Raw genomic sequence first — 13,651 nt, forward strand, 5'->3', positions numbered from 1 at the left:
AAAATCATGTTTTCTGAAATTATTAAACGTGTTAAAAATTAGTACAATAACTGTGCCGAAATTAATTTTCATTTTTCTTATACCATGTTTGAATCATTTAAATTATTTTTGCATAAATATTTCCCAAAACAAACAATGGAACAATCAGCATTTCTTTTTTCAACAAGAGGATCAGTAGATTTGGCACAAAAAATTGCCGATTATTATGGTCAAGAACTTGGTAAATCTAAAATTGTAGAATTTAGTGACGGAGAGTTCGTACCCGCTTTCGAACAACCTATTCGTGGAGCTCGTGTTTTCTTAATCGGTTCTACAATGCAACCAACAGACAATTTAATGGAATTACTTTTGATGTGTGATGCTGCAAAACGCGCTTCAGCAAAAAGTATTACTGTCGTTATTCCTTACTTTGGTTTTGCTCGTCAAGACCGTAAAGATGCACCCCGCGTGCCAATTGGAGCAAAATTAGTAGCAAAAATGTTAATGACAGCAGGTGCTACACGTGTAATGACAATGGATTTACATGCCGATCAAATTCAAGGATTTTTTGAAATCCCTGTTGATCATTTGTTTGCTTCTACCATTTTTGTAGAGTACATCAAAGGATTAGGTTTAGATGATATTTGTATCGCTTCTCCAGACATGGGAGGTGCAAAACGCGCTAATACCTATGCAAAATACCTGAATGCAGATATTGTAATTTGTCACAAAGAACGTAAAATTGCAAATCATGTTGATAGCATGATGTTAATCGGAGAGGTAGAAGGTAAGAATGTTATCTTAGTAGATGATATGATTGATACAGCTGGAACTTTAGCAAAAGCAGCAGAATTAATCATGTCAAAAGGTGCAAAATCTGTTCGTGCAATTGCTACTCATGGTGTCTTATCAGGACCTGCTTATGAGCGTCTTGAGAACTCGATGTTAACGGAAATTGCAATAACTGATAGTATTCCATTAAAAAATAATAGCACAACTAAAATAAAAGTGTTATCTTGCGCTCCGCTTTTTGCTGATGTTATGCATTTAGTACACAGCAATAAATCTATTAGCCAACGTTTTGTTATCTAATGATTTAGCTTAAAATTAAATTATTTTTATTATATACATATTATTATGAAGTCAATTACAATTCAAGGTGTGAAAAGAGAAGACTTAGGTAAAGTGGCAACACGTAACCTACGTAATGCTGAACAAGTACCTTGTGTGGTTTACGGTTCAGGAGAGCCTATCCACTTTTCAGCTGAAGAAAAAGCATTCAAATCATTAGTCTATACTCCAGAAGCTCACACTGTGACGATCGAGTTAGCTGACGGTGCTAAAGTTCAAGCAATTTTACAAGACATCCAATTTCACCCAGTAACAGATAGAATCTTACACGTAGATTTCTACCAATTAAGTGATGACAAAGCTGTAACAATGGAAGTTCCTGTTCGTTTAGTAGGACGTGCTCGTGGTTTAGTAGCTGGTGGGGTTTTACGTTTCAACATGCGTAAATTAAAAGTTCGTGCTATTCCAGCAAACTTACCTGATGAAATCGAAATCGATATTACACCAATGAGAATTGGTCACAAAATGTATGTTGAATCATTGAAAAATGATAAGTATACTTTCGCACATCCAGATAACGCAGTAGTAGTAGCTATTCGTACTTCTCGTAATGCTGTTAAGGATGCTGATCAAGATGAAGACGAAGAATAAAATCTATTCTTTTTCAAATAAACAAAAAATCCACTCAATTGAGTGGATTTTTTGTTTTCTATAAACTTTTTTCTGATTATCCGTTTATGCACCTGTTATATTCGCAATTACTAGTCTGTCAAAGAGTTTGTCTCCAAAATACCGTCTGTTTAATTTGTAAATAAACTCGTTGAGATACAACTGTAAGTATTTCCTTTTGATTTTATGGTAGTTGCCCAGCAATGTCCGTTTTGCATTACTGATTGCGATATGCACCCATTTGAGTGTTTCCTTGGTGGTTTTGGCGTCTGATTTCTCGGTGACGTGCAATTCCACCAGATCGGAGATGTCAACGTAAGAAGTGCTTTTGTCCGAAAATACGATGGCATCATCCTCCATGCAGTCCCTGACCACGCCGTTGATTCCTTCACTTTGATGGCTATCCAGTACCCTGGCCTTGAAATAACGCACATGCTTCTCCTTTTTGCCCGTTTCGATATCTTCCAACGGGGTGCTTTCGGCCATCACCGCAACGTTCTGCTTTCCCTCGGCTCCCCGGCCACGTGTACCCTTGCCTCGCTCGATTTCCTTACTGGCCACCGAAAAGTTAACGAATTCTTGCGGTTTCTTTCAGCGCCGCCAATACCGCCAGCCCGTCGCGCAAGGGGCGCGGCTCGTGTGTGCGGATGAAGTCAGCTCCACCTGCGGCGGCGGCAAGCTCTGCAGCGAGTGTCGCGGCCCCGACATCCCCCGGACCACGGCCTGTGAGCGCGCGCAGAAAGGATTTGCGCGAAACAGACAGAAGCACCGGCAAATCGAAGCGCAGCCGCAATTCATCGAACCGCGCCAGCACCGAGAGCGAGGTTTCGGGAGCAGCCCCCAGAAAAAACCCCATGCCGGGATCAAGGACAAGGCGGTTGCGTTTGATACCGGCACCCGTCAGCGCCGCGATGCGCGCGTCAAAGAACGCCGCAATGTGATCCATGATGTCGCCAGCGGGTGCCTCGCGCCGATCTGCCTGCCCGTCTTGCACCGAATGCATAACGACGAGTTTGGCAGATGATTTCGCCAATTGCGGATAGAACGCAGCGTCTGGAAAACCGCGAATATCATTGAGATAGGCCACACCACGCGACAAGGCATAGGCTTGCGTCGCGGGTTGATAACTGTCGAGCGAGACGGGAATGCCATCTGCCTTGAGCGCGTCCAGCACCGGCGCGATACGCGCGATTTCTGTGTCGGACGAAACAGGCGCGGCGTCGGGATTGCTGGATGCCGGACCGAGGTCGATCACATCTGCCCCCTCGGCCATCAGCTTACGCGCCTGCGCAATGGCTGCGTCTGGCGCCAGATACCGGCCTCCATCGGAGAAACTGTCCGAGGTTATGTTGACGATGCCGAAAATGATGAGCGATTTATTCATGGGGGCTTCTATAATAATACCTAAAATCCGCAGGTAGTTAATTAGGATGTTTAAAGATTCTGATAACTTTTTTAAAATAATTCTGATTGAAATTGCTCTAAGAAACGTTTGTCATTTTCTGTGTACAAACGGATATCTCCAATTTGATACAACAACAAGGCAATACGTTCGATTCCCATTCCAAATGCATAACCCGAATATTTCTCAGGATCGATATCGACATTACGCAAAACATTTGGGTCAACCATACCACATCCCATAATTTCTAACCAACCGGTTCCTTTGGTCATACGATAATCCGTTTCGGTTTCCAATCCCCAATAAACATCAACCTCAGCAGAAGGTTCAGTAAAAGGGAAATAAGAAGGACGTAAACGAATTTCAGATTTACCAAATAACTCTGTTGTGAAATAACTTAACGTTTGTTTCAAATCGGCAAAGGAAACACCTTCATCAATATATAAACCTTCGATTTGGTGAAACATCATGTGCGAACGAGATGAAATAGCTTCGTTACGGTAAACACGCCCTGGCGCTAAGAAACGCATTGGTGGTTGATTATTTTCCATGTGACGAATCTGAACAGATGATGTATGGGTACGCAACACTATATCTGGATCTTTTTCGATGAAAAAAGTATCTTGCATATCACGTGCTGGGTGATGCGCAGGCAAATTAAGCGCTGTAAAATTGTGCCAATCATCTTCTATTTCTGGACCTTCAGAAACACTGAAACCAATACGATTAAAAATCTCGATAATACGATTTTTTGTAATGTTGATAGGATGACGAGACCCTAAAGTAAAAGGTTCTCCTGGACGAGTTAAATCTAAAGAAGTATCTGTTTTTCCTTCGTTTGAGATTTCATTTTTAAGAACAGTCGATTTTTCAGTTGCCAATGTTTTTAATTCATTCACAACTTGACCAAATTCCTTTTTTTGTTCATTTGGAACAGACTTAAACTGTGTAAACAAGTCTGCTAAAATTCCCTTTTTACCTAAAAATTTAATTCTGAACTCTTCTATTTCAGAAGCATTCGTCGAATGGAAGTTTTTTACTTCTTCAATATATTGTTTGATTTGGTCAATCATAATTTCTGATCAATTTGATTACAAATTTAACCGATAATCAACTTATAACAAATTATTCGAGTACTTTTATCTTTATTCCACTAAAACTCTGTAAAAATGGCTCAACCAATTTTAGAAATTAATCTTGAAAAAATCAGTTATGATTTAGATAAAGTTATTTTGAAGTATTGAGAAATCTATTATTTTCATTTTTTGCTCATCCAAAAAACGAAACAAAAAAAGATGCCGACAGTAGTCTCTCAATGATTCAACTAAATAAATTATTTCCATAAAGTTGGCAACTCGCTCCACTCAGACACTCCAACTTTTTTTATTCCAATAATTTAGAGTTGAATTGCATTTCGATCCTAAATCGTCGGATTTTTCTAATTCTTTTTTCTAATTCAGATTCGTTATCACTTTTATCAACGAATTTTAGAGTTGACATACGATTTGCAGACGAGCTTCAATCCATTGAAACAAGCGTAAAAAAGATTAGTGAGCGTATGCGAATCATTTAATCTTTTTAGTGCGTGAGATGAGAATTGAACGTCGAAAATCGCAGTCTTGTAATGCTTTGCATTCATGAATACCTTAAAAATAATAATAAACCATATGAATAACTTTTGATTACTTTTTGATCAAGCAAAAAGTAATAAATAAAGAACTACTAATTATCCTCTTATTCACGCAATTATGTTCAGAATCTCAACTCGTTGTTAATTTGAAGTATCGAGAAATCTATTACTTTCATTTTTTATTCATTACATTTCTATTTTAATTATCGGTATTTATATGCCCTTCGGGTAAGCTCATCCAAAAAACGAAACAAAAAAAGATGCCGACAGTAGTCTCTCAATGATTCAACTAAATAAATTATTTCCATAAAGTTGGCAACTCGCTCCACTCAGATACTCCAACTTTTTTTATTCCAATAATTTAGAGTTGAATTACATTTCGATTCTAAATCGTCGGATTTTTTTTTAATTCCTATTTAAACATTCGAATTCGTTTATAACAATGAATTTATAAATCGTCATTGCTGAAAAGTCGAGCGTCAATTCGGCGTAGTGAGCGTTAAAAATGATTTACTGTTCGCATTTCATATGCGAATGTTCTAAAGCATTTAGCGAATAGCCATTATTGACCGACTTGTAAGCACAGACTTGTAATGCTTTGCATTCATGAATAACATAAAATAATAATAAACCATATGAATAACTTTTTGGTTCGTTTTTTCATCAAGGAAAAAATGAACATAAAGTACTTTCTATCACTTTTTTATTCATTACTTTTCTATTTTAATTATCGGTATTCATATGCCCTTCGGGGAAGCTCATCCAAAAAGCATTTGAAATTAAAAATTTGAAATTAAAAGGAGGAGCCATGGTATGGCTCAGGTAATTCAACTAACTAAATTATTTCCATAAAGTTGGCAACTCGCTTCTCTCAAACACTACAACTTTTTAATTTCAATAATTTAGAGTTGAATTACATTTCGATTCTAAATCGTCGGATTTTTTTAATTCCTTTTTAAACATTCGAATTCGTTTATAACAACTAATTTATAAACCGTCCTTGCTGAAGAGTCGAGCGTCAATTCGGCGTAAAGAGCGTTAAAAATGATTTACTTTTCGCATTTTATATGCGAATGATTTAAAGCATTTAGCCAATAGCCAGTATTGACCGACTTGTAAGCATAGACTTGTAATGCTTTGCATTCATGAATACCATAAAATAATAATAAACCATATGAATAACTTTTTGGTTCGTTTTTTCATCAAGGAAAAAATGAACATATATTCCTAAGCTCAACCAGAGCTTCTACTTTTAATTTAAAATTCTTTATCTCAACTTTTTGACACTCGTCTCCAAATCATATGGCATTTTCTTCAACCTTTTTAAATATTCAAATTCGTTGTCATTCTGAGCGTGTCGAAGAATCTTAACCTTAACCACATTTTTATGTTTTACGCTTTTGTTACTTGCTGTCACATAAAGTAATCTTCGTTCTTAGAAAAAGAAAGTTGTATCGAAATGTCTTTTCTTTAATAACTCTTTTTTCTTCTATCAAATTGTATGATTTTGTTTCATAAAAAAATCCCCTTAATGAATTTAAGAGGATTTAATATTATTATTTGGATGAAATTATTTTCCGAAAACTGCGTTCACTTTTGCTGCAATTCGTTCACGTTCTGCATCTGTTAAGTTAGAACCTGAAGGTAGACATAAGCCATTTTCGAATAATTCTTCGGCAACTTTACCACCATAATAAGGTGAATTTGCAAAAACAGGTTGTAGATGCATTGGTTTCCATAAAGGACGAGATTCGATCTCATCTTCTAAGAATGCTAAACGTAAATCTTCACGCGTTTTACCGGCTACTTTTGAATCGATTAAAATCGCAGATAACCAATGATTAGAGAAATAATCTGATGTTGGCTCAACAAAAACTGTTACACCGTCAATGTCAGCAAATAACGCTTGGTAGAAGTTGTTCATCGCACGACGAGCGGCAACTCTATCTGCTAAAACTTCCATTTGACCACGTCCAATTCCAGCCGTAATATTACTCATACGGTAATTGTATCCAATATGCGAATGTTGATAATGTGGTGCATTATCACGTGCTTGAGTCGCTAAAAATACCGCTTTATCTTTATCTTCTTTTGTTTGACACACTAATGCTCCTCCTCCAGAAGTGGTAATAATCTTATTCCCATTAAACGATAACGCTCCAAAACGACCAAAAGTCCCTGCTGCTTTTTCTTTGTATGTAGAACCTAAAGCTTCTGCTGCATCTTCAATCACTGGAATATTGTATTTTTCTGCAACCGCATGTACTTCATCAACTTTATACGGCATTCCGTACAAATGAACTGCTAAAATAGCTTTTGGTGTTTTTCCTTTTGCTATTCTATCTTTGATTGCTTCCTCTAAAGCGATTGGACAAATGTTCCATGTATCTTTTTCAGAATCTACAAAAACAGGTGTTGCTCCTTGATAAGCAATTGGGTTCGCCGTAGCAGAAAATGTCATCGATTGACAAATTACCTCATCGCCCTGTGAAACTCCACATTCAATTAATGCTAAATGAATAGCTGCTGTTCCTGCAGATAAAGCTGCAACTTTAACGTCTGCATTTAAAAAGTTTTCTAAATCTTCTTCAAATCCATTAACATTTGGACCAAGTGGAGCAACCCAGTTAGAATCAAATGCTTCGTGAATATATTTCAACTCATTTCCTCCCATATGTGGAGAGGAAAGCCATATTTTATTTGCCATTTTTATAGTTGTTTTTGCTCTGCAAATTTAGAGTAAAAGAATCAATTTTAATCAGATTTAACTTTTTACTTTAGCTTATTATTCAAAAAATTAAATTCATCTCTATTCTAACGATTTTTTTTAAAATAGTAAACAACTCATCGTTTTGTTAATATCATTACCAATTAATAAATTGAGCAGGATAATCTGTTTCTATAATATCGGGACGCGTAATTAAATGTTGAATATATCCTCTTGTTCGTTCGAGATCAGTTGGTAGTTTATCCGTGGTTGGAGCAATCGCAATCATTACCATTACCCCTTTACTCCTAAGGTAATTTATCATTTCCTTTTGCTCCTGTTTAACTTCTCCTCCAATCCAAGCAATTATTCTATTGAATGGAACATTCAACTTTTCAAAACTCTTAACATCTTTCATGGTATGAAAAGGTTTCATAAACAATACATGATCTAAATGTTTGGCGTAATACGTAACTTCTTCATCTTTTCTCAATCCCAACACCACATTTGGATAAGGGTTTTCTTTCAAAAACTTTACATAGGTTGCATACGGAACACCTTTATTATCTAACTGAAAAATAGTTTTTCCTTGACTCCAATCTAAAGCTTCTTTAAGGGTAGGAATTTTAAAATCAGTTAAATTTCCTTCTCGGTCTTTTAACCTTGCATTCTTTATTTCAGCATAGGTATAGTCTTTTACTTTTCCTTTTAAGGTTGTCGTTCGATCGAAAGTATCGTCGTGCATAAGGATCAACACCGAATCTTTTGTTAATTGAGGATCTATCTCAAAAAAAGAAGGCATAATCGACAGTGTTTTTTCAAAAGCTTCAATACTATTTTCTGGATAACCCGGCATCATACCTCCTCTATGTCCTGAGATAATGATTGGTTTTGATTGATCTTGTTTGAAATAAGACTTCAAGTCTTCAAAATTTTTGATATTAATGGTATTTAATTGCGCATTAGCCACAGTAACTGTAGCTAATAGCACAAACCATAAATGTATTTTTTTCATTTCTACTTCTTAAAAACTATAGCGGAAACCTATTTGAATTTGGTAAGGATTGAAGACATAATTTGTTTTTCCTGTATTGTTATTTACGTTATAAACAAATCGTTCATTATCCACGTCAAAACTTTTAATGGAATAGATATTTTGTTTACCAATTTTTGGACCTACTCCCCAATCTTTGTTCATTAAGTTAGCGACATTAAAAATATCTACTGCAACTTCAAAACGATGCTTTTCTACGATATTGAATTTTTTAGCCAATCTCAAATCAAATGTTCCTGCAAATCCATTAATTCCTCCATTACGTTCTGCGATTTTACCGAAACTCTTTCGAATATAATCTTTTGTATGCTTTTCAACTTCTGGATTATCTAAAATAGCTTGAATTCCATTTCTTAAATATTCAGGAGTTGAAGCAGCGTTAGGATCATAGATGTATGCCAAATCATTTGAATTTACGAAATCTCCATTCATATTTCCACCTACAGCTAATGAGTAACGAGTTCCACCAATTCCACTAAAACGGATTCCTGCTGTCATTCCCCAAAAAGTTGGAGATTGCCCATACACCACTAACTTGTGACGAAAATGTGTATCCGAATAATTCATTTTACTTAAATCTCGAGGATCTTCAGGAACCATTAAGCTTAAGGTTGCTGTATTGGCAACATTTCCATTATAAGACGTATTGTCTTTTGAATCGTTCCACGTATACGATACGGATAGTTGTCCGTCTTTAAAATAACGGTATGTTCCGTCTAACACAATTGCGTATTGGTCTTTTTTACCATCACTAATTAACTCTAAAACTCGACCCAATTCATGTGTTTTACGTCCATTAACCCAATTGGCAGCACCATTTGTAGGGTTAATTGTTGACGCAGGTACATAAACACCTCGGTTTGCTTCTTCTTTTATTCTAAAAAAAGGTTCGTCTACCATATTACGGTCAACGTACATATAGTTGTTACGTGCCCAGTTCGCATAAGCACTAATTCCAACTCTCAATCGGTCGCTAAAAAAATGATTATAAGATGCATTTAATTTGTAAACCGTCGGTACTTTAGCATCTTTGCTATTGGCATTAATCGTAATTAGTTTTTCTATATTAGGGTTGTTAAAAAGATCTTTTCCTGGGGCATTTTGAGGGTTTTGTCTATAATCAATAAAATCTGGAGTAGGAACTAAATCTCCTACAATGTCTACTGCTGCGACTTTTGTTCCATCAAACAACATGTTGTTAATCATTGAATATGGATTTAATGAAGAGCCAAAAATACCTCCACCAAATTTTACAAAATCTTTTCTATTCTGATTAATATCCCATGTTAATTGGAAACGTGGTTGTAGTTGCCATGTATTGATTTTGTGATCTGTTCGTACGCCCAATTGTTTATCTGCAACTTCGTTATAATTGGCTGCATTTAAATATTGCATATTTTCGAAACGAATACCAGCCATTAAGTCTACGCCAGGTAAAATTTCTGTTTCCAATTGACCATAAACTGCTGATGATAATTGATTAATAACAGTTGAAGGATCATCTGTTAAGCGAATTTCACGGGCATAGCGATAAGGCGTCATGTTTTTGAAGTTCTCCATTCCTGTAAAATAAAAACGACCATTCATTTCACTCCCGTATACATTTTTCATGTGGTAATACGAAAAATCCCCTCCCAATGTATATTTGATGTTATTGCGGTTGATGTAAACATTATTTACCAATTGCAATACATTTCCTTTGAACCATTCAGGAGAAAAGCGTTGACCTCCTAATTGAATGTTGGTATAATGTGTTTTATCGCCTATTTGAGACCCAATACTTTCTACAATAGCACGTGGTATAGATTGACTTGGTAGCTCACTCGAAGGAATAATGTTTTGATTTTCGAAAAAATGCTGAACTTTTAATTCATTAGTAATGTCATTATTAAAATCAGTTCTTAACGATAACATCAAACTGTTGTCTGTTTTTTTTCTATCAATATAGGATTCATACATGTTAATTGATGTATTATCCCCTTCAGAAAGTTTATCGTTTTCGTGAACAAAGTTGTTACGTAATGTCAATAAATTTCGGGAATTTAATTGCCAATCAATGCGTAAAAATGCTGCATTTGTATCTTTATTTTTATCAAATGCGCCAAATTGAGGATTAGTTGACACTCCATATTTTTCTCTTGCAATAGATAAAAATTGATCTAATGTTGATTGCGTTACATTATACACCGCTTCATCACTTGGGTTATTAATATTCGCAATAAATAAAGGGCGTTTATCTACCTGTCTATCCCAAGCAACAAAGAAATGAGCTTTATCTTTCTTTATTGGTCCACCTAAAGAAAAGCCATATTGATAAGTTGAGAATTCGTTGTCTCTTTTGTTTCCACGAATGTCGTATGGACTCGATAGCCAATCGGCACGTCCATAAAGAAAAGCACTTCCTTCTAATTTATTCGTTCCGGATTTGGTTACTGTACTAATTGTTCCTCCCCCAGCACGACCATTCGTCACATCGTATTCATTGGTCACAACTTTAAACTCTCGAATGGCTTCCATTGAAATTGAATAAGAAGAAGAGGTAGAGCCTCCAGCTATTGTTCCTCTATTAGACATTCCGTCTATCGTATAATCTACTGATGAAGCTAATTGTCCTCCAATACTCGAACCATTACTTAATGGAGAAAGATCAATTAACGAGGTAAAGTTTCGTCCATTTACAGGTAATGTTTGCAAATCTTTTGCCGATACAGAAGTTGAAGCACCGACTTGTTTGATTGAACTTTTTAACGTTTGTCCATTAACAACTACTTCTGATAAATCTGTTGTGCCGTTCGAAAATTTGAATGGGACCCAAATCAAATCACCTTGATTAAGACTATACCCTGTTAACACCTCATCTTCATGATCATCAGAACGGATTGTAATGGTATAAGGGGAACCCAAAGGCAACTGCTTGAGGTTGTATTCTCCTTTTTCATTTGTTTTTGTGGAAGTGGTAAAACCTGTTGATTCGTTTTTGACGATTACAGTTACTTGTGGCAAGTCATATCCTTCATTATCGGTTATCTTTCCAGCAATTCCTGCTAAATCACCTTGTCCGTAGACTGCTGTTGAAGCCCCTATCGTAAAGACTACTGCTGATAATTGAAATAAATTGAGTTTCATGTATGTTTATTTGAAGCCCAAAATTATTGTACACTAAACAATAAGAGGTTAACTAAAATTTAAGAGATCTTTAACAAATCTTATTATTAAGGTTAATTCAATCTTTCTTTTTCATTTTTTATTCATCGCTTATCTATTTTAATTATCGGTATTCATATGCCCTTCGGGGAAGAGCGCAAAAAAGTAATCAATGCTTCGAAAGGCTCAGCCCAAGCAACTCTTGGCCGTAAACCTCTCTACTAAAAATGTTCTCATTCCACTAAAGATTTTAAAAACCCTACGGGCTAAAACCTTTTAAACGCTCCATTCAAACATTTTCTTAACGTGAGAGTTTTAATGCCGGTTTCTCATCCTTTTTCAATATTCAAATTCATTTTTAAAAACAGATTTTGTCATTCTGGGCTTGTATCAGAATCTCATCTTGTTGGTATTCTTAGCTTGTCGAAAAAGCTCTTCCTTTCATTTTTTATTCATTACTTATGTATTTTTATTGTCGGTATTCATATGCCCTTCGGGGAAGCTCATCCAAAAAACATTTGAGATTAAAAGGAGGAGTCACGGTGTGGCTCAGGTATTTTAAATAAATTATTTCCATAAAGTTGGCAACTCGCTCCACTCAAACACTCCAACTTTTTTTATTCCAATAATTTAGAGTTGAATTGCATTTCGATTCTAAATCGTCGGATTTTTTTAATTCCTATTTAAACATTCGAATTCGTTTATAACAACTAATTTATAAACCGTCCTTGCTGAAGAGTCGAGCGTCAATTCGGCGTAAAGAGCGTTAAAAATGATTTACTTTTCGCATTTTATATGCGAATGATTTAAAGCATTTAGCGAATAGCCAGTATTGACCGACTTGTAAGCATAGACTTGATTTTTTTGGTTCGTTTTTTCATCAAGGAAAAAATGAATGTAAAATACTTTCTGTCACTTTTTTATTCATTATATATCTATTTTTATTGTCGGTATTCATATGCCCTTCGGGGAAGCTCATCTAAAAAAACATTTGAGATTAAGAGGAGGAGCCATGGTATGGCTCAGGTAATTCAACTAAATAAATTATTTCCATAAAGTTGGCAACTCGCTCCACTCAAACACTCCAACTTTTTTTATTCCAATAATTTAGAGTTGAATTGCATTTCGATTCTAAATCGTCGGATTTTTCTAATTCCTATTTAAACATTCAAATCCACGTTTTATAACATTTGAAATTAAAAATTCTTTAATGTCACTTTTTACTTGACTAAAAAGTAACCAAAAAGTCAAGGCCGTAAACCTCTCTACTAAAAATGTTCTCATTCCACTAAAGATTTTAAAAACCCTACGGGCTAAAACCTTTTAAACGCTCCATTCAACCATTTTCTTAACGTGAGAGTTTTAATGCCGGATTTTTCTAATTCTTTTTCAATATTCAAATTCATTTTTAAAAACAGATTTTGTCATTCTGGGCTTGTATCAGAATCTCATCTTGTTGGTATTCTTAGCTTGTCGAAAAAGCTCTTCCTTTCATTTTTTTATTCATTACTTATCTATTTTTATTGTCGGTATTCATATGCCCTTCGGGGAAACTCATCTAAAAAAACATTTGAAATTAAAAGGAGGAGCCATGGTATGGCTCAGGTATTCCTTTTCTTTATTTTCATTTTTTTATTCATTACTTATGTATTTTTATTGTCGGTATTCATATGCCCTTCGGGGAACAGTCAAAAAAACTAACGAAAAAAGACTTAATTGTAGAGTTGACATACGATTTGCAGACGAGCTTCAATCTATTAAAGTAAATGTAAAAAATCAGGAATGAAAATGAACATTAAAATTTCTTGAAGAATCTTTCTGTCACTTTTTTTATTCATTACTTATCTATTTTTATTGTCGGTATTCATATGCCCTTCGGGGAACAGTCAAAAAAACTAACGAAAAAAGACTTGTCTTTGATTTTCAACGGTCAAAATTAGTTTCAGTCATTCAATGTTTTAAATCATTTGCTACGCAAACAGTAAAACATTTTAA

Annotated in this window: 7 protein-coding genes and 1 pseudogene; 2 read left to right on the forward strand and 6 right to left on the reverse strand. The window is 35.4% G+C overall.

The window, feature by feature from the left end; translation table 11 throughout:
• Window positions 1–135: 135 nt before the first annotated feature.
• Complete coding sequence (locus NZD85_RS08810; protein WP_171623660.1) at window positions 136–1,071, forward strand: ribose-phosphate pyrophosphokinase; 936 nt, start codon at window positions 136–138, stop codon at window positions 1,069–1,071.
• Between the two features lie 45 nt (window positions 1,072–1,116).
• A complete protein-coding gene (locus NZD85_RS08815) occupies window positions 1,117–1,701 on the forward strand; it encodes a 50S ribosomal protein L25/general stress protein Ctc (RefSeq protein ID WP_171623659.1) in 585 nt (194 codons plus the stop codon).
• An 84-nt stretch (window positions 1,702–1,785) separates the two neighbouring features.
• Here the strand turns inward: NZD85_RS08815 and NZD85_RS08820 are convergent.
• The 6 genes and pseudogenes from NZD85_RS08820 to NZD85_RS08845 all read right to left on the reverse strand — a co-directional run.
• Window positions 1,786–2,286, reverse strand: a pseudogene (locus NZD85_RS08820) (IS1595-like element ISBbi1 family transposase); the annotation flags it as partial.
• A 1-nt stretch (window position 2,287) separates the two neighbouring features.
• Window positions 2,288–3,103 carry a sulfonamide-resistant dihydropteroate synthase Sul2 gene (gene sul2 / locus NZD85_RS08825; protein WP_001043260.1) on the reverse strand — a complete coding sequence of 272 codons (816 nt, stop codon included), beginning with the start codon at window positions 3,101–3,103 and terminating at the stop codon, window positions 2,288–2,290.
• A 71-nt stretch (window positions 3,104–3,174) separates the two neighbouring features.
• Complete coding sequence (gene pheS, locus NZD85_RS08830) at window positions 3,175–4,194, reverse strand: phenylalanine--tRNA ligase subunit alpha (RefSeq protein WP_225539092.1); 1,020 nt, start codon at window positions 4,192–4,194, stop codon at window positions 3,175–3,177.
• A 2,127-nt stretch (window positions 4,195–6,321) separates the two neighbouring features.
• A complete protein-coding gene (locus tag NZD85_RS08835; RefSeq protein WP_260541477.1) occupies window positions 6,322–7,458 on the reverse strand; it encodes a DegT/DnrJ/EryC1/StrS family aminotransferase in 1,137 nt (378 codons plus the stop codon).
• A gap of 157 nt (window positions 7,459–7,615) precedes the next feature.
• Window positions 7,616–8,473 (reverse strand): glycerophosphodiester phosphodiesterase family protein, encoded by an 858-nt coding sequence (locus tag NZD85_RS08840; protein WP_260541478.1) that lies wholly within the window; start codon window positions 8,471–8,473, stop codon window positions 7,616–7,618.
• Between the two features lie 9 nt (window positions 8,474–8,482).
• Complete coding sequence (locus NZD85_RS08845) at window positions 8,483–11,638, reverse strand: TonB-dependent receptor (RefSeq protein ID WP_260541479.1); 3,156 nt, start codon at window positions 11,636–11,638, stop codon at window positions 8,483–8,485.
• Window positions 11,639–13,651: the final 2,013 nt, after the last annotated feature.

Origin of the sequence: Empedobacter stercoris (assembly GCF_025244765.1) — a bacterium.
In the GTDB taxonomy this organism is placed as follows: Bacteria; Bacteroidota; Bacteroidia; order Flavobacteriales; family Weeksellaceae; genus Empedobacter; species Empedobacter stercoris.